17 protein-coding genes are annotated in these 21,971 nt (G+C 62.6%); 14 read left to right on the forward strand and 3 right to left on the reverse strand.

The features are described 5' to 3' along the window. Nucleotides 1-5 precede the first annotated feature (5 nt). The 9 genes from fdhD (at nucleotide 6) to BN1118_RS08090 (ending at nucleotide 8,907) form a co-directional block, all read left to right on the forward strand. On the forward strand, nucleotides 6-830 hold the full coding sequence (gene fdhD / locus BN1118_RS08045) for a formate dehydrogenase accessory sulfurtransferase FdhD (protein ID WP_043555427.1): 825 nt from the start codon (nucleotides 6-8) through the stop codon (nucleotides 828-830). 196 nt (nucleotides 831-1,026) lie between these two features. Beyond that, nucleotides 1,027-1,629, forward strand: a complete 603-nt coding sequence (gene recR / locus BN1118_RS08050; protein WP_043138375.1) for a recombination mediator RecR — start codon at nucleotides 1,027-1,029, stop codon at nucleotides 1,627-1,629. Between the two features lie 241 nt (nucleotides 1,630-1,870). Next, nucleotides 1,871-3,784, forward strand: coding sequence for a molecular chaperone HtpG (htpG, locus tag BN1118_RS08055; RefSeq protein WP_043555428.1), 1,914 nt, complete (start codon nucleotides 1,871-1,873; stop codon nucleotides 3,782-3,784). A gap of 257 nt (nucleotides 3,785-4,041) precedes the next feature. After that, nucleotides 4,042-4,686, forward strand: coding sequence for an adenylate kinase (gene adk / locus BN1118_RS08065; protein WP_043555429.1), 645 nt, complete (start codon nucleotides 4,042-4,044; stop codon nucleotides 4,684-4,686). Nucleotides 4,687-4,799: 113 nt separating this feature from the next. Beyond that, the gene (hemH, locus tag BN1118_RS08070; RefSeq protein ID WP_043555430.1) at nucleotides 4,800-5,774 is read left to right on the forward strand and encodes a ferrochelatase; all 975 of its coding nucleotides are present in this window, start codon (nucleotides 4,800-4,802) and stop codon (nucleotides 5,772-5,774) included. Nucleotides 5,775-5,814: 40 nt separating this feature from the next. Beyond that, nucleotides 5,815-6,207, forward strand: a complete 393-nt coding sequence (locus BN1118_RS08075; protein ID WP_043555431.1) for an MAPEG family protein — start codon at nucleotides 5,815-5,817, stop codon at nucleotides 6,205-6,207. Between the two features lie 185 nt (nucleotides 6,208-6,392). Further along, nucleotides 6,393-7,697 carry an inosine/guanosine kinase gene (locus BN1118_RS08080; protein ID WP_043138387.1) on the forward strand — a complete coding sequence of 435 codons (1,305 nt, stop codon included), beginning with the start codon at nucleotides 6,393-6,395 and terminating at the stop codon, nucleotides 7,695-7,697. Nucleotides 7,698-7,879: 182 nt separating this feature from the next. Further along, nucleotides 7,880-8,242, forward strand: a complete 363-nt coding sequence (locus BN1118_RS08085) for a DUF2750 domain-containing protein (protein WP_042034251.1) — start codon at nucleotides 7,880-7,882, stop codon at nucleotides 8,240-8,242. A gap of 170 nt (nucleotides 8,243-8,412) precedes the next feature. After that, a complete protein-coding gene (locus tag BN1118_RS08090; protein WP_043138390.1) occupies nucleotides 8,413-8,907 on the forward strand; it encodes a hypothetical protein in 495 nt (164 codons plus the stop codon). Here BN1118_RS08090 and BN1118_RS08095 read toward each other — a convergent pair. Continuing rightward, a complete protein-coding gene (locus BN1118_RS08095) occupies nucleotides 8,870-10,510 on the reverse strand; it encodes an EAL domain-containing protein (protein ID WP_043555433.1) in 1,641 nt (546 codons plus the stop codon). The genes BN1118_RS08090 and BN1118_RS08095 overlap by 38 nt on opposite strands. Nucleotides 10,511-10,698: 188 nt before the next feature. Here BN1118_RS08095 and glgC point away from each other — a divergent pair, with 188 nt between their 5' ends. Beyond that, nucleotides 10,699-11,973: a glucose-1-phosphate adenylyltransferase gene (gene glgC, locus BN1118_RS08100; RefSeq protein ID WP_043555434.1), complete on the forward strand. Its 1,275-nt coding sequence runs from the start codon at nucleotides 10,699-10,701 to the stop codon at nucleotides 11,971-11,973. Between the two features lie 95 nt (nucleotides 11,974-12,068). On the opposite strand, the gene BN1118_RS08105 is transcribed toward glgC, so the two are convergent. After that, nucleotides 12,069-14,069, reverse strand: coding sequence for a hypothetical protein (locus BN1118_RS08105; protein ID WP_043555435.1), 2,001 nt, complete (start codon nucleotides 14,067-14,069; stop codon nucleotides 12,069-12,071). Between the two features lie 134 nt (nucleotides 14,070-14,203). Then, entirely contained in the window at nucleotides 14,204-14,755 is a 552-nt protein-coding gene (locus BN1118_RS08110) for a lipoprotein (protein WP_043138398.1), read from the reverse strand. Nucleotides 14,756-15,080: 325 nt separating this feature from the next. On the opposite strand from BN1118_RS08110, the gene BN1118_RS08115 reads away from it, so the two are divergent. From BN1118_RS08115 to amoF, 4 genes are read left to right on the forward strand one after another with little or no spacing between them, the layout of a single operon-like run. After that, nucleotides 15,081-16,244, forward strand: coding sequence for an isochorismate synthase (locus BN1118_RS08115; protein ID WP_043555437.1), 1,164 nt, complete (start codon nucleotides 15,081-15,083; stop codon nucleotides 16,242-16,244). Beyond that, a complete protein-coding gene (locus BN1118_RS08120; protein ID WP_043555438.1) occupies nucleotides 16,241-17,926 on the forward strand; it encodes a (2,3-dihydroxybenzoyl)adenylate synthase in 1,686 nt (561 codons plus the stop codon). Before BN1118_RS08115 ends, BN1118_RS08120 begins: the two co-directional genes overlap by 4 nt. A gap of 4 nt (nucleotides 17,927-17,930) precedes the next feature. Continuing rightward, the gene (locus BN1118_RS08125) at nucleotides 17,931-18,845 is read left to right on the forward strand and encodes an isochorismatase family protein (protein WP_043555440.1); all 915 of its coding nucleotides are present in this window, start codon (nucleotides 17,931-17,933) and stop codon (nucleotides 18,843-18,845) included. Continuing rightward, nucleotides 18,842-21,946: an amonabactin biosynthesis non-ribosomal peptide synthetase AmoF gene (gene amoF / locus BN1118_RS08130; protein ID WP_043555441.1), complete on the forward strand. Its 3,105-nt coding sequence runs from the start codon at nucleotides 18,842-18,844 to the stop codon at nucleotides 21,944-21,946. The genes BN1118_RS08125 and amoF overlap by 4 nt, the downstream gene beginning before the upstream one ends. The last annotated feature ends 25 nt before the right edge of the window (nucleotides 21,947-21,971 follow it).

Below are 21,971 nucleotides of genomic sequence, written 5' to 3' on the forward strand. Positions count from 1 at the left end.
CCAAGATGTTGCTCGAACTCGATAGCGATACGCCGCAGGCGCTTAGCGCCCACCGGGAGGTGGTCCATTACCAGCGCGACGGCGTCACCACGGACAGCGCCATGCAGCTGCCCTGCGAAACCCCGGTGGCGCTGGTCTACAACGGCCTGGCCCACAGCGTCATGATGTGTTCGGCCGCCGATCTGGAGGACTTTGCCATCGGCTTTTCACTCTCCGAGGGGATCATCGACAGCCTCCACGATATTCACGATATCGAGCAGGTCGATGGCTGCCAGGGGATTGAGCTGCATATCACCCTGGCCAATCGCTGCGTCTATCGCCTGAAAGAGAAGCGGCGTACCCTGGCGGGGCGCACTGGGTGCGGCATCTGTGGCAGCGAGAGCCTGGAGCAGGTGGTGCGCACCCTGGCGCGGCTGCCGGACAGCCAGCGCTTCAAGGTGACCCTGATCGACAAGGTGCTGGACGCGCTGCGCCCGCTGCAACTGCTGGGGCAGAGCACGGGGGCCACCCATGCCGCCGTCCATGTGGATGGTGCGGGCAATATCCTGGCCATTCGCGAGGACGTGGGGCGTCACATAGCGCTCGATAAGCTGGTGGGGCACCTGCAGCGCACCGGCCGGCGCGACGGCGCCATCCTGGTGACCAGCCGCGCCAGCTTCGAGATGGTGCAAAAGTGTGCCAGCGCCGGTGTGGAGATCCTGCTCGCCATCTCGGCCGCCACCGAGCTCGCGGTCGAGCGGGCCGAGCAGACCGGGCTCACCCTGGTGGGCTTTTGCCGCCCGGGGCGGGCCGAGATCTACAGCGGTCGTCAGCGCATCGGGTTGGGGTAGTGCAGCCATGGATGCCGGGTTATCCGATCGGTGGTTTGCGAGGGCCGGCAGGCACAAGGCCATTGGCGGACGGGGGGCGGCTCGGGTATAGTCCTGCGCCAACAAGATAGGTTCGGCCGGGCGAAGCGCAACCCGCACCCGCAAGGGTTGCCTGAGGTCGCCGCCCGCCGACACAGCGTCAAAGGATACTTAGCCCATGAAATTCAGCCCCTTGCTGGATGAGATGATGAAGGCCCTGCAGGTGCTGCCGGGGGTCGGTCCCAAGTCGGCCCAGCGCATGGCGTTCACCCTGCTCGAGCGCGAGCGCAGCGGCGGTTTGCGCCTGGCCCAGTTGCTCAACCGGGCGCTGACCGAGATAGGCCACTGCAGCCATTGCCGCACCTTCACCGAGAACGATCGCTGCGAGATCTGCGCCAATCCCAAGCGCGAAGAGAGCGGCCTGCTGTGCGTGGTGGAGAGCCCGGCGGACGTGGCTGCCATCGAGCACACGGGCCAGTTCTCCGGCCGTTACTTCGTGCTGATGGGGCACCTGTCCCCCCTCGATGGCATAGGTCCGGAAGAGCTGGGGCTGGAGATCCTGGAGCGGCGCCTGAAGGCCGAGTCCATCAGCGAGCTGATCCTGGCCACCAACCCCACCATCGAAGGGGATGCCACCGCCTGGTATATCGCCGACATGGCCCGCGCCGCCGGCGTCAAGGTGAGCCGGATTGCCCACGGCGTGCCGGTGGGGGGCGAGCTGGAGCTGGTGGATGGCACCACGCTTTCTCATTCCTTGATGGGGCGCCAGCCCCTTAATTGAGCCCGCGTCAGCCCCTTAATTGAGGCCGCATCAGCCACTGAGCTGAGCCTGCGCCAGGCTTATTGCTTCCCAAACCCGCCTCGGCGGGTTTTTGTTTGGCCGATGGGCGGCGCCTGGCAGTGCGCTGGCGCAAAAATCGCCATTCGCACCGTCAGCAGACTTGTCCCCCTTGAAATGGGGATCCCAGGCCCCATCTTGTATCAGGAATGTGTTCAACCCGAATCGCCTGAGGATAGTGTCGATGACCCAAAGCGTTCATGCCGAAACCCACGGGTTTCAGACTGAAGTCAAACAACTGCTGAGCCTGATGGCCCACAGCCTCTACTCCAACAAAGAAGTGTTCCTGCGCGAGCTGATCTCCAACGCCTCAGATGCGGCGGACAAGCTGCGCTTCAAGGCGCTTTCCGATGCCTCTTTGTTCGAAAACGACGGCCAGTTGCGCGTTCGCCTGGTGGTTGATAAAGAGAACCGGACCCTGACCATCTCTGATAACGGTATCGGTATGAGCCGGGATCAGGTGATCGAGCATCTGGGCACCATCGCCAAGTCCGGTACCGCCGAGTTCTTCAAGAACTTGTCCGGTGATCAGGGCCGCGACTCCCAGCTGATCGGTCAGTTTGGGGTGGGTTTCTACTCCGCCTTCATCGTTGCCGACAAGGTGACTGTGGTTTCTCGCGCCGCCGGCACCGAGCCTGATCAAGGGGTGCAGTGGGAATCGGAAGGGGAAGGCTCCTTCACCGTGGCCGATGTGACCAAGGAAGGCCGTGGTACCGACGTCATCCTGCACCTGCGTGCCGAAGAGGAAGAGTTCCTCGACGACTGGCGTCTGCGCGCCGTGGTCGCCAAGTATTCCGACCACATCAGCGTGCCGGTGGAAATGTTCAAAGAGGGCACCCCGGACCGTGAAGAGGATGGCGAGACCATCGTCGGCACGCCGGGCGAGTGGGAGCAGGTCAACCGCGCCACCGCACTCTGGACCCGCAATCCGAAAGAGATCAAGGACGAGGAGTATCAGGAGTTCTACAAGCATGTCGCCCACGATTTCGAAGATCCGCTCTTGTGGGGTCACAACCGGGTGGAAGGGGCGCAGGAGTACACCAGCCTGCTCTACGTGCCGGCCCGCGCCCCCTTTGATCTCTACAACCGGGATCAGAAACACGGTCTCAAGCTCTACGTGCAGCGCGTCTTCATCATGGACGACGCCGAGCAGTTCATGCCGGCCTACCTGCGCTTCGTGAAAGGGGTGCTGGACTCCAACGATCTGCCGCTCAACGTCAGCCGTGAAATTCTGCAAGACAACAAGGTGACCGTCTCCCTGCGCAAGGCCTGCTCCAAGCGGGTGCTGACCATGCTGGCCAAGCTGGCCAAGGATGACAGCGAGAAGTACGCCAAGTTCTGGAGCGAGTTCGGCAACGTGCTGAAAGAGGGTCCGGCCGAGGATCACGCCAACCGCGAAGAGATCGCGAAGCTCTTGCGCTTTGCCAGCACGGCGGGCGAGGGCGAAGCCCAGACCGTCTCTCTCGAGGATTACGTTGGCCGCATGAAGGAAGGCCAGCAGAAGATTTACTACATCACCGCCGACAGCTTCGCCGCCGCCAAGAACAGCCCGCACCTCGAGATCTTCCGCAAGAAGGGCGTCGAAGTGCTGCTGATGTGGGAGCGCGTTGACGAGTGGCTGATGAGCCACCTGACCGAGTTCGACGGCAAGCAGCTGGTCTCCGTCACCCGTGGCGAGCTGGATCTGGGGGATCTGGAGGACGAAGCGTCCAAGCTGGCGCAGGAGGAGGCTGAAAAAGCCAACGCCGGTCTGGTTGAGCGGGTCAAGCAGAGCCTGGCCGACGCGGTGAAAGAGGTGCGTGTCACCCACCGTCTGACCGATTCACCCTCCTGCATCGTCACCGACGACCACGGCATGAGCACCCAGATGATCAAGCTGATGCGTGCCGCCGGCCAGCCAGTGCCGGAGCAGAAGTACATTCTGGAGCTCAACCCCGACCATGCGCTGGTGAAGAAGCTCGACACCATCCAGGACGAGGCGCTGTTCGGCGAGTGGGTCACCCTGCTGCACGAACAGGCCCAGCTGGCAGAGCAGGGCGGGCTGAATGATCCGGCGAGCTTCGTCTCCCGTATCAACCGTCTGTTACTCCAGGCATGATGTTTGGGCCCACTGCATGCAGTGGGCCTTTTTTATGTGGCGCTTGCCCGACAAGGGGCAAGCGCCTCTCTTCGTTATTGGGGGGCGCTGCATTTTCACTCATTTTTTCAGGGTAGCGTTGCGGCTTGAGTCGCCTCGCCGCTGCGGGAACATGGTGAAAAATAAGCCACTCACACGGGGCAAGCTTGTGAAAATGAGCGAAACCGTGTAGTTTTTTGCCTTCTCAAGAATTGAATAACCAATCAATAGGAGCGTGTATGCGCATTGTTCTGTTGGGGGCTCCGGGTGCCGGCAAGGGTACTCAGGCTCAGTTCATCATGGAAAAACATGGTATTCCGCAGATCTCCACCGGCGACATGCTGCGTGCGGCGATCAAGGCGGGCACCGAGCTGGGCCTCAAGGCCAAAGCCGTGATGGACGCAGGTCAGCTCGTCTCTGACGACATCATCATAGGCCTGGTCAAAGAGCGTATCGCCCAACCGGATTGCGCCAACGGCTTCCTGCTGGATGGCTTCCCGCGCACCATTCCCCAGGCGCAAGCCATGAAGGATGCCGGTGTCGTGGTCGACTTCGTGCTGGAATTCGACGTGCCGGACGAAGAGATCGTCAAGCGCATGAGCGGTCGTCGCGTCCACTCCGGCTCCGGCCGTACCTACCACGTGGTGTTCAACCCGCCGAAAGTGGAAGGCAAGGATGACGTGACCGGCGAGGATCTGGTGATCCGTGCCGACGACGAAGAGACCACGGTGCGCAAGCGTCTGGACGTGTACCATCAGCAGACTGCGCCGCTGATCGGTTTCTACGGCAAAGAGGCGGACGCGGGCAACACCCGTTACGTCAAGATCGACGGCACCCAGCCGGTGGATCTGGTCAGCAAGCAGCTGGCCGCCATTCTGGGCTAAGCCTGCCGTTGCCAACCGCAATCGGTCGATAACGAGTCTGAGACAAGGGTCCATCCAGGGCCCTTTCTTGCATCATAACAAGAATGACAAAAACAGCATGACAGGAAGCTAACGTGACCACCAAAACCGGGATCTTGCTCGTCAATCTGGGGACGCCAGCGGCGCCGACCACCTCCGCCGTCAAGGCCTTCCTCAGCCAGTTCCTACAGGATCCGCGGGTGGTCGAGATACCTCGCCTGTTGTGGTCCCCCCTGCTCAACTTCGTCATATTGCCACTGCGTGCCCCCAGGGTGTCCAAGCTCTACCAGCAGATCTGGACCGAGCAGGGATCGCCGCTGATGGCCATCAGCCAGCGTCAGCGCGATGCCCTCGAGCAGGAGCTCAAGCGCGAAGGGGTGGATGTGCCCGTGGTGCTCGCCATGACCTATGGCAAGCCGTCACTGGCCGACGGTTGGCAGGCGCTCAAGGCGCAGGGGGTCAACCGGGTGATACTGTTGCCGCTCTATCCCCAATATGCCGCCAGCACCACGGCCGCGGTGTTCGACGGCTGGGCGCGGGTGATGAAAAACGAGCGCCACCTGCCGGTGATGCGGCTCATTCGCGACTATCACAATCACCCCGAATACATACAGGCGTTGGCCATGAGCGTGCGCCGCCAGTGGGAGCAGCAGGGCCAGGGTGAGCATCTGCTGATGTCGTTCCACGGCATCCCCCAACGCAGCGAGGACGAGGGTGATCCCTATGGTCATCAGTGCCGCCGCACCGCGACCCTGCTGGCCGAGGCCCTGGGTCTTGCGCCCGAGCAGTGGAGCGCCAGTTTCCAGTCTCGCTTCGGCAAGCAGGAGTGGCTCAAGCCTTATACCGATGCCACCATCACGGCGCTGGCGGGGCAGGGGATCAAGCGACTCGATGTGATCTGCCCGGCGTTTTCCGCCGACTGCCTCGAGACTCTGGAGGAGATCCAGGTCGAGAACCGCCACCTCTTCACCGAGGCGGGTGGCGAGCAGTTCCACTACATCCCGGCGCTCAACAGCGATCAGGCCCATATCCGCATGATGGTGTCATTGATCTGCCGCGAGCTGGCGTGACCACCCCGGGTTTCAACGTTCAACGATAAGGATTGTCTTCATGATGCATATCACGCTGATCTACGCCGGCCTGCTGGGGCTCTTGTTCCTGCTGCTCTCCTTCTGGGTGGTCAAGCGCCGTGCCCAGTTCAAGGTGATGATAGGGGAAGGGGAGGCGCCCGAGATGCGCTCCGCGATCCGTGCCCACGGCAACTTCGCCGAGTACGTGCCGCTGACCCTGTTGTTGATGGCCCTGTGTGAACTGGCGGGGGTCGGTGCGCTCTGGCTGCACCTCGGCGGCCTTTGCCTGCTGGTGGGGCGTATCCTGCACGCCATCGGTATCCAGATCCCCAAGGCCCCCAACATGCCAAGGCTGTTTGGTACCCTGTTGTTCTGGCTGGCACTGGGGCTTTTCTCCGTCCTGGCCCTGGTGCAGGGGCTCTCGTTCGGCTGATCACCTCATCGTTGCTGACTGAAAAACCACCTCCCTGCAAGGTGGTTTTTTTATGGGAGCGGGATAAACGTTTTCCTCTGCAGCCCTTGTCTATACTGACGCCATATTTTAATCAGGCGACTTTTCGGCGCGGCGGATTGTGTTAAAATCCCGCCCCTCTTTCCCCCAGAGCACAGAACATTGCCATGAAATTTCCCGGTCAGCGCAAGTCCAAACACTACTTCCCGGTCGACAGGCGCGATCCCCTGATCCCGCAAAACCCCCTGCTTACCGAACTTGGCAAAGCCTATGTGGTGGGAATCGATCAGACCCTGGTGGACATCGAAGCCCATGTGGATGAGGACTTCCTGAACCGTTATGGCCTGAGCAAGGGCCACTCGGTGGTGATCAGTGACGACGTGGCCGAACGGGTCTACGAAGAGCTCAAGACCAACAACATGGTGGTAAGCGAGTTTGCCGGTGGCACCATAGGCAACACCATGCACAACTACTCGGTGCTGGCGGACTCCCACTCCATCCTGCTCGGTGTCATGAGCCAGGACATCCGCATCGGCAGCTACGCCTACCGCTATCTGTGCAACACCTCTTCCCGCGTCAACCTCGATTACCTGCAGCCGGTGGATGGCCCGGTCGGTCGCTGCTTCACCTTCATCACAGAGTGCGGCGAGCGCAGCTTTGGCATCAACGCCGGCAAGATGAACCAGCTGGATGTGCACCATGTGCCGGAAGAGGTGATCAAGGGGGCCTCCGCCCTGGTGATCACCGCCTATCTGGTGCGCGGTGACGATGGCGATCCCATGAAAGAGGCCGCCATGGCCGCCGTACGTTACGCTCGCGAGGCCGGCGTGCCCGTGGTGCTGACCCTGGGTACCCGCTTCGTCATTGCCGACAATCCCCAGTGGTGGCGCGACTTCATCGCCGAGAACGTGACTGTGCTGGCGATGAATGAAGATGAGGCCGAGGCTTTGACCGGCATCGCCGATCCCCTCGGCGCCGCCGACAAGGCGCTGGACTGGGCCGACATGGTGCTCTGCACCGCCGGTCCCATCGGCCTCTACATGGCGAGCTACACCGAGGAAGATTACAAGCGCGAGACCACCCATACCCTGCTGCCCGGCGTCATCCCCGAGTTCAACATGTATGAGTTCAGCCGCCCCATGGCCCGCGCCAAGTGCCGCAAGCCTGCCCGCATCTACTCCCACATTTCCCCTTACATGGGTGGCCCGGAGAAGATCAAGAACACCAACGGGGCAGGGGATGGCGCGCTGTCTGCCGTGCTGCACGACATGGTGGCCAACGCCTATCACCGCATGAATGTGCCGAACTCCGCCAAGCACATGTCCGAGTTCCTGACCTACTCCTCCCTGGCCCAGGTGTGCAAGTACGCCAACCGGGTCAGCTATGAGGTGCTGGCCCAAAGCAGCCCGCGTCTCTCTCGCGGTCTGCCCGAGAAGGAAGACAGCCTGGAAGAGGTTTACTGGGAGCGTTGATCCCGGCCATGGCAAACGCCTACTTCGGGAGGCGTTTTATCAGGCAAAACACGGCATTGGGCAGTTTTTTGTGCGAATAACCCCAAGATGCTTGAGTCCATGTCACTTTTGCGACACCATTTGGCCACCGCATTGCCACTCGGCACTGCAGTGGCCGCAGCACCCGATAAAGAGAGAGCCCCATGAGTAAGTTAACTGACAATCTTGACGCCAATTTCCAACTGTTCATCGAAGAAGTCCGCGAGTCGGGTCAGGTGTGGGGCTTGCGTTACGGTGAAGACTGGGTCGTCTGCCGCTCTGCCGAATTTGAAGATGCCGATGTGATGCCGCTCTGGTCCGCCGAGGTAGATGCCCGACTGCATTGCGTGGACGAGTGGGCCGACTACGAGCCGGAAGTGATCGAGCTGGAAGAGTTCCTCGACATCTGGATCAACGATCTGGACGAGGACGATGTGCTGATCGGCCCGAACTGGAATGCCGATCTGGAAGGCCAGGAGCTCGAACCCATAGAGCTGGCCAAGGCACTGGTCGAACTGGACGCCTGAACCGTTCTGCATTGATGGCCACGGCCATCGGATGCCTGAAGAACCGATATCCGCTTAGGATGTCGGTTTTTTTATGGCCAGCTTGCAGAATACTGAATGAAAAGGCGATTTGGCTTTGCACCTGTGGGGGGTATGGTCCATCATCAACCTTTTGCCGAGCGGGAGGAGCCATGTTTGTATTCGACGTAACCGGCATTGCAGGGGAGCGCGCCGAGATCCGGGTCCAGGCGCTGGACTGGGGGCAGACAGGCCCAGTCACCTTCAGCTGTGATGACGACCAACTGGCCGTGCTGCTGTTGACCGAGTGCCGCTGCGATGCGGTGGGTTTCTTCAATCTGCTGGCGGGCAGCAAGCCGCTTTATCTCGAACAGTGGCTCGCCTATCTGCAGGAGACAGGCCGCATCGCCAAGCAGAGCAGCCAGCTGGAGAGCCCGGCCCAGAGCGACTACCTCGCCAGAGCCGGCTTCGAGCACGAAGAGCTCAATGCCCTGCTGGGCCAGATCTATCAGGTGGCGGGTTTCAACCGCCTGCAGATCAACCGCTACCTCAAGAATCGCCACAATCCCACCACACTGGCGACCCGTTACGATCAGAAGGAGCTGGAACGTTATCGCCAGCTCAACGACATCATTCTGACTCTGCTGAAGTTGAAGCGTCCTCAGTAAACAGGCCAAGCTGGCTGATATCCGGCCGCAACTGCTGGGGCTTGGCGATGAGATAGCCCTGCAAGCCGTCCACATACATGCCCTGCAGCAGCTGTTTCTGGCCAAGCTGCTCCACCCCCTCCGCTATCACCTGGCAGCCCATGCGATGTGATACGTCCACTATCATCCGCACGAACTGCTGATTGGTCAGATCCTGCTCCAGCCCCGTGATCAGGGCGGGATCCAGCTTGATGTAGTCGGGCTTGAGCTCGCGAAACAGGTTGAACGATCCTATCCCCTTGCCGAAGTTGCAGATGGCGGAGCGACTGCCGTTGCGCCTGAGCAGCTCGAACACCCGCTTGGCCCCCGTCATGTTGCGCTCCAGATGCTCCTCATCCAGTTCGAACACCAGGTTGGCGCTGGTGTTGGGATCCTTGAGCAATTGCCGGTCGAGCCAGATCAGGAAGGCGCTGTTTTGCAACAGGTTGCTGGAGAGGCTGATGCCCCAGCGACTCTGGTTGGAGCCAAATGCCCGGTACTGGCGCATGACGTGGATGACCAGCATCTGCTCCAGTCGCATCACCATGTCCAGTCGCTGGGCCATGGCAAACAAGGTGTCGGTCGGCAGCACTGTGCCATCGGCGCCGCTGAAGCGGGTGTAGATCTCGTTGTAGGCCAGCATGCTGCGGTGCATGGGCTGGATCGGCTGATAGGTAAAGCTGATGCGCTCCTGCTCCAGCAGATCATTGAGCACCAGCTTCCAGTGGTGCTGGCCCTGCAGTTCCACCACGTCATCGTCCTGTTGAATGGCCCAGCCGTTGACCGTTTCTGTCTGGGCACGGGCCAGCGCCAGATCCGCCCGCGCCAGTATGGCCTCTATCTTCTGCCCGCTGCTCAGGCGCGTCAGCCCCGAGTAGGCGGCGCTCTCCAGCTCGTGTTGTTGCTGATAGTGATCGAAGGCGATTTTCAGATCCCGGCCGAGCAGGGGCGGCGGTATGTTGGCCACCGGCTGCACCAGCACGGCGAAGTCGGCCCCCGAGATGCGATAGACCTGATGGCCCGGGAAGCGGCTGACCACCCGGGTGATGAGATTGGCGATATCCTTGATGTAGGCGTCCCCCGACTGGAAGCCGCGCTGGGCGTTGAGCTTGCCAAGTTCGGTGGCGCGGATCAGCACCAGGGTGGCGGTCTGGGTATCCTGATCCCGCTGAAGCAGCTCCGTCATGTCGCGCCGGAACGCATGGCGGTTCTGCAACTGGGTCAGCTCATCCTGGGTCGCCTGATTGTGCAGCTCGCTGATCTGACGATGGGCGTCGAGCTCGGCTTCATTGAACCGGGTCAGCAGTTGTTGCAATGCCTCCTGGGCTACCGGGCTCTCCAGACAGGCGGGATCGCGCAGTCGCAGTGCCTTGAGCCAGACTTGTTCCTGCTGTTCACGCTCGGCATTGCGGGTGCGATGGGCCAGCATGAACAGCAGGCCAAAGCCAAGCAGGGTAGTGCCGACGATGAGGATCAGGGTGAAGGGGGTTGCCTGTACGGCGAGCCAGATGCCTTGTAACAACAGCAGAGGAGCACAGGTGACGGCTGCGATCAGTAACAGGTTACTCCCGAGCTTGTTCAACATCTTGTCATCCTTGATGATGCGTGTGATGTTGAAATTCTAACCAAGCTCGGGATGTAAAGCATGGGATCCCGCTCAACTCCTGGAAAAGGGCCAATTGAAATCGGTTAAATGTGAGTGAAACCACTTTCATGGGCACTTAAAAAGGCGAAGATGGGTTGAAAATAGATCAAACAAGGCAGAGGTAAATCATGTTGTTAGAACCCGTAAATACTGCCAAAGCACGGCAACTATTGAATCAGAGTATGGCCTTGGTGCTCGCGGGGGGACGGGGCAGCCGCCTGAAGCAGTTGACGGACAACCGCGCCAAGCCTGCCGTCCATTTCGGCGGCAAGTTCCGCATCATCGACTTCGTGCTCTCCAACTGCATCAACTCGGGCATTCGCCGGGTGGGGGTGGTGACCCAGTACAAGTCCCACAGTCTGTTGCGCCACCTGCAATCGGGCTGGTCCTTCCTGCGCTACCAGATGAACGAATTCATCGATCTGCTGCCCGCCCAGCAACGGGTGGACGAGGTGCACTGGTATCGCGGCACCGCCGATGCCATCTATCAGAACGTCGACATCATTCGCGACTACGGCCCCAAATACATAGTGGTGCTGGCGGGGGATCACATCTACAAGATGGATTACGCCGCCATGCTGCTCGATCACGTGCGTCTCGGTGCCAAGGTGACTGTGGCCTGTATCGAGGTGCCACGGGCGGAGGCCTCTGCCTTCGGGGTCATGGACATAGACGAGCAACGCAAGATCCGCGCCTTCGTCGAAAAACCGGCCAACCCGCCGGCCATGCCGGGCCATGAGGACAGATCCCTGGCCTCCATGGGCATCTATATCTTCGAGGCGGAGTATCTCTATCAGCTGCTGGAAGAGGACATCCACAATCAGGAGTCCAAGCACGACTTCGGCATGGACGTGATCCCGCGCATCGTGGGAGAGGGCAAGGCCTTTGCCCATCCCTTCACCATGTCCTGTGTCGGGGCCAAGGAGGGGCAGAAACCCTACTGGCGCGATGTGGGGACCCTGGATTCGTTCTGGGAAGCCAACATGGATCTCGCCTCCGTGGTGCCCGAGCTCGACATCTATGACGAGAACTGGCCCATCTGGACCAGCCAGACCATGACGCCGCCCGCCAAGTTCGTGCAGGACAGAAACGGTCAGCACGGCATGACCATCAACTCCATGTTCGCGGGGGGATCCATCGTCAGCGGCTCCTTCGTGCTCAACTCTGTGCTGTTTACCCATGTGCGGGTGCACTCCTTCTGCACCCTGGATCAGGCCATCATATTCCCCGGGGTCGAGATAGGTGCCGGCTGCCGTCTGCGCCGGGTGGTGGTGGACAAGGGCTGCGTGCTGCCCGATGGACTGGTGGTGGGGGAGAATGCGGACGAGGATAGCCGCCGCTTCTACCGCTCCGAACAGGGGATCGTGCTGGTGACCAAGGAGATGCTGGCCAAGCTGGCGTGAGAGATAAGCGTGAAACTGTGTCAGACGTTGTAATGCAAAGGGAGCCGAATCGGCTCCCTTTCTTTATGGCGTGATCGTTGGATTTATCCGCTGACTCATTTCTCGCTGACAATGGCCTTGGCGGCCATCACCATGGCGGTGCCATGTTTGCCACCGGCGGCGGTGACTTGCGGCACGCCATCTTCGTCCGTGTCGCCACCGGCTCCTTCGATGACGTTCTCACCGGAGTCGCCGATCCACTCGGCCATCTGCATGCCGCCGTTGACCGTGCCACGGAACCAGCTCACGTAGCGCTGGGTCAGCTGGGCCAGTTCCAGCGCAGGGGCCTTCTCTGTCCCTTCGTTGCGCAGGTTCAGCATGGCGGAGCGCAGGGCGCCCGAGATGGCGGCCTGGGTCCAGGGGGTGTATTCGCCCTGCTTGGCCGCAAGCCAGGTGCCGGCCTTCTGGTTGAAGTAGGCCTTGTCGGTGGCGATGAAGAGCTCGCGCGCGGCAGTGCGGTACTTGGCATCCGAGGTGGCCAGGAAGGCGGCCGTCAGACCCCGCACGGCGGCAAATTGCGCGTCGATGGACTGACCTGCATCCAGCTTGCCCCCCAGGGTCAAACCGTCATGCACCAGACCGTTCTTGCCCTTGAGCTTGCCGAGGATGAAGTCGGCCTGCTGGCGAATGAGCACTAGCGCCTGCTGGCCTTGTGCGGTTTTCAGGTTCAGCTCGCCGTTGTCACCGGCGGCGTAGCCGACAGGCAGTGCATCCTGGGCACGCTGGAAGATCTGCAGGGCAACCAGGGCGTAAGCGGCGTCGAAGGTGCTGACGTGCTTGCCTTGTTTGCCTGCCTGCCAGCTGTCGACCAAAGTGCCGGCCTTGGGCTCGAAGTGCAGGGCGTTGAGGTTCTTGAACACCATGCCGGAGAGGTTCAGGGCCAGGGAGAAGGCGTCGTCGCCGACCACCTGCTTGGCGCTCTGACCCTGGGTGTTGGCGGCCGGGGCGGCAGCAAACGGGGCACCGTCAAACACGGCGTGGAAGGCCGGGTTCTGGTTGGTGTTGGCCGTGCGTTGATCGCTGAAGGCGTAGAACTCGGAGAGCGGCCACAGCATCATCCAGGCGTCGCGCAGCTGGGCTGAGCCATCCACCACCTCGAGCTTGCCGATGGCACCTACCTCATTCTTGCTGGTTTCGGTCACTTTCACCTGATGGGGGAAGTAGACGATACCCTTGGACGGATCGTATTGCGGTGTGATCTTGGCACCCAGCTGCTTGCCATCGAAACCGAGCTGGCCCTGCATGATGGCCAGCTTGTCGATGGACTGCTCGGTCAGCATCATGCCGTTGAAGCCGTCGGCGGCAGAGACGCCCAGCTTGTGCTTGCCGTCCTGATCCATGGTGGCGGACGCGGCTTCCACCTCTTCATCGGTGTCGGCCACGTGCATGCCGCCGAGGAAGTCCTGGGACCACATCACCTCTTTGAGCAGTATGCCGCCCACGGCTGCCGGGTTCAGCAGGTTGTCGGCACCGCTCCAGCGCAGGGTGGCGTAGTCGCGGAAGTAGGCCGGTACCTGGGTCTTGACGGTTTTCTCTGTGCCCTTGGCGGTCTTGATGGTGATCTGATCGCCGTTGACCGGGGTGGTGTTCACCGCTTGCGCAAATTCCGGATTGGCGGAGGCGTAGGGCAGGGAGAGGGGGTACATGCCTTGCGGCACTTCATCGGCCGGGAAGCCGACGGCCTCGGCCATGGCCAGCACCCGCTTGCCGAGGTCGGCCAGGGTGCCGCCGCGGGCCAGGTTTTGCGGACCGTTCACCAGATGGGGGCCCATGCCAGACTGATAGTTCAGCGCGTACATGGCCTCTTCGGAGTATTCATAGGATTCGATGCCGGCGGCGAAGTCGAACGGGGTCGGCTCATCGGCGCGGTTGGCATCCAGCACATCCAGATCCAGCCCCAGCGCTTCAGCCAGCGGCTCGCCGGAGAGCTCGAACTCGGTATAGGCCAGCATGTTGGCGGCGGTGTTGAATGTCTTGTCTTCCACCTTGACGGCAGCCTGTACGGCGCCACTGAGCAGTGCGCAGGCGATCGCCTGTACCAGTACGGTTTTTCTCATGTCCCTTCTCACCATATGTTTGATTTTATTATGACGCTTCTCATGAATCTAAATGAGAATGGTGTGCATTATGTACCAAGGCGATGGGCTTGAGAAGAGAAAAGCCGCGCTCCGAGAGGGGCGCGGCCTGAGGGTCACAGCAGCTTGAAGGGGATGACCAGTCGGCCCGGTTCCACCTTGAGCGCCTCGACCTTCTCCTTGATCCTGGCTTCGTTTTTGCGACTGCCATCCAGCCGATAGACGGGCGTCTGGGAGAGGAACAGCGAGAGCGACTGGTTGAAGGTGGGCAGCAGGGGGGTGAGGGCGGCGCCCACGTCGGCCGGCTCCGTCTTGACCGAGATGAGTTCGAGGTCACGCAGGTAGATGGCGCCCTGCTCGGCCACATAGTCGGGGCGGGCGCTGAGAGAGAAGCGGATCTTCATCTGCTGGCTGCCAAGGGGGCTGCTGACCTGCAGATCACCGGCAGCATCCAGCTCGACCCGATCGGCGCGGGCGCGGCCGATGCGGCTCTGCATCTCGTCCAGGCGGATCTTGCTCGACATGATGCCGGGGATCCCCAGCTGTTTCTCGAAGGCGACCCTCTCTTTGAGGTATTGGTTGATTTCGCCTTCGCTGACGTTGTACTGGGTGAGCGAACAGGCTGCCAGCAGCAGGCTGAGGGGGAGCAGAAGCAGGTGCTTTAACATCGACAGTTCCGTGAGTTGAGAGAAGTGACCAGAAAGATGGCGCCATCTTAGGGGGAAATGCCCCTGGCTGCCAGTCTGGGCACACAGCTGCCGTTTTTGTCGCAGCCTCATATGGGGTGTGGGCTGCGTCTTCATACGAGTAACCCCTTCGGTGCCTGGCATGGCAGGCCGCCAGTGGCGCGGCTTGCCCTATATCCACAGATAAGTTCCAGTTTTATCGATATAAAAATCCCATTGACCGGGTGATTTCAAAGCGAGTATTTTACCGCCGCACAAATACAAATTGATAATCATTATCATTTTGAATCATATTTGAGGGTGTAACGTGGATACTCTTGTGATGGAAAATAGCGCACCTGCCCAGGCTGCGTCTCCGCCTGATTTCTTGTTTACCTCAGGTCAGGGCACGATCAGCGCCTACGATCTGGGCCAGCCTATCACCACCCCCGCCTGCGAATGGCCCTTGCTGGAGCGACAGATAGCTCGGGCGCTGGCGGCGGCCGAGGCTGCAGGGCAAGCCAATCCGCTGCTGATCGGTGCCTTCGCCTTCGACCCGGCCGACGCCTCCTGCCTCTATGTGCCCGGCCGTTATGAGCGGGGAGAGCGAGCGCCTGCGGCGGAGCGTGCCGCCGAGGCCAATCAGGTCATCTCGGTGCAGAGCACGCCGGCGGCGGCCGAATTCAAGACCTCGGTCAGCTCGGCGCTGGATGCCTTCGCCCAGGGTCACCTCGCCAAGGTAGTGCTGTCGCGCAAGCTGATCCTCACGCTGCACAAGCCCGCCGATCCCGAGCAGGTGCTGGCCCGGCTGATGAGCCAGAATCCCCATGCCTTTCATTTCTCCCTGCCGCTTGGGCAAGATCGCCGCCTGCTCGGCGCCAGCCCCGAGTTGCTGTTGCGAGTCAGCGGGGGCGAGGTGTTCACCCACCCGCTGGCGGGCTCTGCCAAGCGCGGCGGCGAGCCGGCGCAGGACCGGCAGGTGGCACGGGATCTGCTGGCCTCCCGCAAGGATCAGCATGAACACCGTTTGGTGATCGACGAGATCCGCCGGGTGCTGACACCGCACTGCCGCGAGCTGGCCATTCCCGCCAATCCCACCCTGATGAGCACGGATACCCTCTGGCATCTGGGCACGCCCATCGCCGGCCAGCTGTATCCGGGGCAGGTTTCTGTGCTGTCCCTGGCCTGTCAACTGCATCCGACCCCGGCCCTGTGTGGTTACCCCACAGAGCTGGCGCGCCAGTTCATCCTCGAGCAGGAGCCCTTCCGGCGCGCCCTGTTCAGCGGCATCGTCGGCTGGTGCGACAGTCAGGGCAATGGCGAGTGGGCCGTGGTGATCCGCTGCGGCGTGCTCGATGGCCATCAGGTGGAACTGTTTGCCGGCGCCGGTATCGTCGCGGGCTCGGATCCCGCCATGGAGTGGGCCGAGACCGGCACCAAGCTTGGCACCATGCTCAAAGCCCTGGGCCTGAGTCCGGAGGTGGCACAATGACTCAGCCCAACCGCTTCCTGCCCTATACCCGCTGGCCCGCAGAGCTGGCGGATCAATACCGAGCCAAGGGCTATTGGCTCGGCGAGCCCTTGACCGCCATGCTGGTGCGCCAGTGCGAACTGGCGCCGGATGCCGAGGCCATCCTCTGCGGCGAGCGCAGCTTCAGTTATCGCGAGCTGGACGCCGCCTCGAGCCGATTGGCCGGGCGGCTCGCCCGCCATGGCCTGGGGGTGGGGGATACCGCCCTGGTGCAGCTCCCCAATGTGGCCGAATTCTATCTGGTGTTTTTTGCCCTGCTCAAAGTCGGCATAGCCCCGGTCAATGCCCTCTTTAGCCACAACCGGCTGGAGCTGGCCTCTTACGCCGAGCAGATAGCCCCCCGGCTCTTTATCGGCTCGCTCGCCCATGCGCTGTTTGCCAACGGGGATCGCCACAGTGACCTGCTGCGAGGCATAGGCGCCGAGCTGGTGTTGCTCGATGGGGAAGATGGCGAGCTGGGGCTGGCCCATTGGCTGAGTGATCTGGCAAAGACCGAAGGATTGGCCGTCCCCGCCTATGGCCCGAGTCCTGCGGACGAGGTGGCCTTCTTCCAGCTCTCCGGCGGCAGCACAGGTACTCCCAAGCTGATCCCCCGCACTCACGACGACTATCTCTACAGCGTGCGCCGCAGCAACGAGATCTGTGAATTGGGGCCCCACACCCGCTATCTGTGCGCCCTGCCGGCGCCTCACAACTTCCCCCTGAGCTCTCCCGGGGCGCTGGGGGTGTTCGAGGCGGGCGGCGCCGTGGTGCTGGCGCCGGATCCCGGCCCCATGAGCTGCTTCCCGCTGATCGCCCGCCACCAGGTCAACCTCACCTCTTTGGTGCCGCCGGCCGTCTCCCTCTGGTTGCAGGCGGCCGAGGCGGATCCGTCCGTCCGCCGTCAGATCGAGAGCCTGGCCTTGCTGCAGGTGGGCGGCGCCAAGCTGGCCGAGGCGGTGGCGCGCAAGATCACCCCGCTGCTCGGCTGCCGGCTGCAACAGGTGTTCGGCATGGCCGAAGGTCTGGTCAACTACACCCGGCTGGACGATAGCGATGACAAGATAATCCACACCCAGGGCCGCCCCATGAGCCCGGACGACGAGGTGCGGATCCTGGATGAGGAGGGCAACCCGGTCGCCCCGGGCCAGCCCGGCGCCCTGCATACCCGTGGCCCCTATACCTTCCGCGGTTACTACCAGAGCCCGGCCCACAACGCCCGGGTATTCGATGCCGAGGGCTTCTACTGCTCCGGCGATCTGGTGGTGCAAGACCAGGACGGCTACCTGACGGTGGTGGGGCGGCAGAAGGATCAGATCAACAGAGGCGGCGAAAAGATAGCGGCGGAAGAGGTGGAAAACCAGCTGCTGCACCACCCGGCCATCACCCATGCTGCCCTGGTCTCCATGCCCGACAGCGCCATGGGGGAGAAGAGCTGCGCCTTCATCGTCAGCACGGATCCCGCCTTGAAGCCGCTGGCCTTGCGCAAGTTTCTGCGCGAGCGCGGCGTGGCGGATTTCAAGCTGCCCGACCGTTTCGAAACCCTGGATGCCCTGCCCATGACGGCGGTGGGCAAGATAGACAAGCAGGGGCTGCGGGCGCGTATCGCGCACCTCATAGCCGCCGGCAATCCTCTACAGCTTAAAACTAAAAAGGAATCATGACGTTATGGCTATCCCAACCCTGAACAATTACGCCATGCCCAGCCAGTGGAAGGCCAACAAGGTCGACTGGACCCTGGATCCCAAACGCGCCGCCCTGCTGATCCACGACATGCAGGAGTACTTCACCGCCTTCTACGGCGAGAACAGCCCGTTGATCGCCGCACTGACCGAGCGGCTCGCCGCTGTGCGCAAACAGTGCAAGGCCCTCGGCATTCCGGTCTTCTACACCGCCCAGCCCAAGGATCAGGCCCCCGAGGACAGAGCCCTGCTCAACGACATGTGGGGCCCGGGTCTGAACAAGAGCCCCGAGCTGCAACAGGTGGTGGCAGCGCTGCGTCCGGAGCGTGACGATATTGTGTTGGTCAAGTGGCGCTACAGCGCCTTCCAGCGCTCCGAGCTGGAACAGATGCTTAAAGGTTTGGGGCGGGATCAGCTCATCATAGGCGGCATCTACGGCCACATCGGCTGCATGATGACCGCCTGCGACGCCTTCATGCGCGACATCCAGCCCTTCTTCCTGGCGGACGGGGTGGCGGACTTCTCCCAGGCGGATCACCAGATGGCGCTCGACTACGTGGCGACCCGCTGCGGCAAGGTGGTGCCCTGCGAGGAGGTGCTGGCGCTCGCCCCGGTTTCTGCGTCTGCCGCCCAGCCCACCAATCCGTTACTGACGTATGAGGGGCTCAAGGCGCGGCTGCTGAGCCATATCGACGAGGATGAAGAAGAGTTCGATGCGGACGAGAACCTGATCGACTACGGCCTGGATTCGGTGCGCATCATGTCCCTGCTCACCGAGTGGCGCGCCGCCGGGGTGGAGCTGGGCTTCGTGGACTTGGCCAAGCTGCCGACCCTCAACGGCTGGTGGCGCCTGATCGAGAAAAAGCTGGCCGAGCAAAACACCCTGGAGGTGGTGCAATGAGCCGCTTCCCCTTGACCATACCCCAGCAGGGGCTCTGGTCCGGTCATCTGCTCAACGACGACAAGGCGATGTTCAACACCGCCGAGTGCATCGCCTTCGATGGCAAGGTCGACACGGCCGTGCTGGTGGCTGCGCTCACCCGGGCTGTGGGTGAGTGCGAGGCGCTCAAGGGCCACTTCGAAGAGGATGGGGAGACGGTCTGCTTCGTCTCGGACGAGGCACAGCTCGCCTATGGTGAGGTGAACCTGGCGAGTGATGACGAGGCCGCTGCCCGCGCCTGGGCCTGGGCCGATCTGCGCCGCCCGTTCGAGTTGACCAAAGAAGCGCCCTGCCGCTTCGCCTTGCTGCGCGGCCCCGGTCGGGATTACCTCTACAGCTGCGTGCACCACATAGCGCTGGACGGCTTTGGCACCACCTTGCTGTTCCAGCGCATCGCCGAACTCTATGGCGAAGGGCTGGCAGGGGCTGTGCCGTCGCCATCGCCGTTTGGCCTGCTGGATGAGGTGCTGGCCGAAGAGCTGGCCCGCGAGGATAGCGGCAAGAACGCCGCCGCCCGCAGCTTCTGGCAGGAGCAATTGCAGGCCTGGCCCGAGGTGAAATCCTTTGGCGAGGCCCGCGCCCCCATCGCCGCCGAGTTTATTCGCGAGAGCCGCCCGCTGCCGGCAGCGCTGTGGCAGGCGCTGACCGGTTTTGCCGACGAGCACAAGCTGGGTTGGCCCGATCTGCTGCTGGCCGGCCTCTCGGCCCAGCTCTCCTTGGCGAGCGGCCAGAACCAGACCCTGCTTGGCCTGATGATGATGAACCGCATCGGCTCGGCCTCCCTGACCGTGCCCTGCATGCAGATGAACATTACCCCCCTGGCTCTTGAGCTTGGTGAAGAGCTGAGTCTGGCGGGGGCCGCCGGCGCCGTGGCCAAGGCCAAGCGCGGGGTGCGCAAGCACCAGCACTACCGCTACGAGCTGCTGCGCCGCGACCTTGGCCTGGTGGGGGGCGACAAGCGCCTGTTCGGCCCTCTGGTCAATATCATGCCGTTCGATCATGCCCGCCGGTTTGGCCCCCTCAATGCCCATATTCTCAACATCAGCGCCGGCCCTGTGGAGGATCTCACCATAGAGGTGCAAGTCGGCGCCGACGGTCAGCCCAGGCTGGATCTGGACGCCAATCCCGGTTGCTACCAGCAGGGGGATCTGGTGCGCATCGCCGATACCCTGTTCGCCCTGCTGGGCCGCTGGCTGGCCGAGCCCACCCTGACTCTGGGAAGCCTCAAGGCCGACTGGCTGGCCGAGCAGCGGCTGGCTGCGCTGATCTCGGGCCCTGACCATGAAGTGATCAAGGTGCGTCCCGTACTGGATGCGCTCTGCCACTTCGCGGCTCAGACCCCGCACAAGATCGCCCTGATACAAGGGGAGGTGAGTGTCAGCTACGAGGTGCTGCTGACCCGCTGCGAGCAGATGGCGGCGGCCCTGCAGGCGTCCGGTGTGCAGCCGGGGGACAGGGTCGGCGTCATGCTGGCCCGCACCCCCCAGGCCATCTTCGCCCAGCTGGCTGTACTCCTGGCGGGCGCCGTCTATGTGCCCCTCGACCCCGAGCAGCCGCTGGAGCGCCAGGGCCACATACTGCGGCTGGGGGAGGTCAAGACCCTGATCACCCAGGCCGAGTATCGCCACAAGCTGGTCAGCCTGTTCGAGGGCCGTACTCTCTTGGTTGGGGATCTGCTGGCGAGGGATCTGGTGAGCGGCGATCGGCTCAACCAGCCGGCCGCCGGTTGCGCCGTTGCCTACCTGATGTTCACCTCGGGCTCGACCGGCCTGCCCAAGGGGGTGGCGGTCAGCCACGGGGCGCTGGATCACTTCGCCGCCGCCGCCCGCTGCCGCTACCACCTGGACGAGGGGGCGCGGATGTTGCAATTCGCCCCCTTCAACTTCGACGCCAGCATAGAGGAGGTGTTCGCCACCCTGAGCGCCGGTGCCACCCTGGTGCTGCGCACTGACGCCCTGCTCGAATCCATCCCCGCCTTCGTGGCCGGGGTGGAGGAGCTGGGGATCACCCACCTCGACCTGCCCACCGCCTTCTGGAACGAGTGGGTGGTGTCGCTGGGCGCGGGTCAGGCCCATATCCCGGCCAATCTGGCCACCGTCATCATAGGCGGCGAGGCTGTCTACCCCGAGCAGCTCGCCCAGTGGCAGCGTCAGGGCCGCACTGATGTGCGTCTGTTCAACACCTACGGCCCCACCGAGACCACAGTGGTGGTGACCACTCAGGAGCTGCAGCAGGAAGATCCGAGCCAGGCCCAGCTGCCCATAGGTCTGCCGCTGCCCGGCATGCAGGCGCTTATCCTGGGGGCGGGGGAGCAACCCGCCAGCGAGGGTGAGCTGGTGCTGCTCGGCCCGCAACTGGCCAACGGCTATGTGGGCGGCGTACAGGGGAGCTTTGGCACCCTGCGGATCGGCGAAGAGGACCTGCCCGTCTATCGCACCGGCGATCGCGTGCGCTGGGTGGCCGGCCGGCTGGTCTACCTGGGCCGCCGCGACAACGAGTTCAAGATCAGCGGCTATCGCATCCAGCCCGGCGAGGTGGAGGCCCAGCTGCTGGCCCTGCCGGGGGTGGACGAGGCGTGCGTGCAGGGGGTGAGCATCGGCAGCGTGCGCCGGCTGGTGGCCTTCGTGGCCGGGTCCGAGCGCGACAGCCGGGTCATCAAGGCGCAGCTCGCCAAGGTGTTGCCCGCCGCCATGATCCCCACCGACTATCGCCACTTTGATCAGCTGCCCCGCACCGGCTCCAACAAGCTGGATCGCAAGGGGCTGCTGGCCCAATACCATGCGGGCGGGGAAGCCCTGACCCTCGGCAGCGAGACCGAGAACCGGGTCGGCGCCATCTGGCAGCAGATCCTGGGGCTCGCCACCATGGGGCCGGCGGACAACTTCTTCGAGCTGGGGGGCCAGTCCCTGCAGACCATCCAGATTGTCAACCGGCTCGGCGCCGAGTTCGGGGTGCTGGTGAAGGTCTCCGATGTCTTCGACCACCCTCGTCTCGACGACTTCTGCCGTTTCCTCGACGGCAAGCTGACCGAGGATGAAGAGAGCGTGGAGATGGTCTGGTGATGAGCAAGATGACGAAGGATCAGCA

It is taken from the genome of Aeromonas bestiarum, assembly GCF_000819745.1.
Classification (GTDB): Bacteria; Pseudomonadota; Gammaproteobacteria; order Enterobacterales; family Aeromonadaceae; genus Aeromonas; species Aeromonas bestiarum.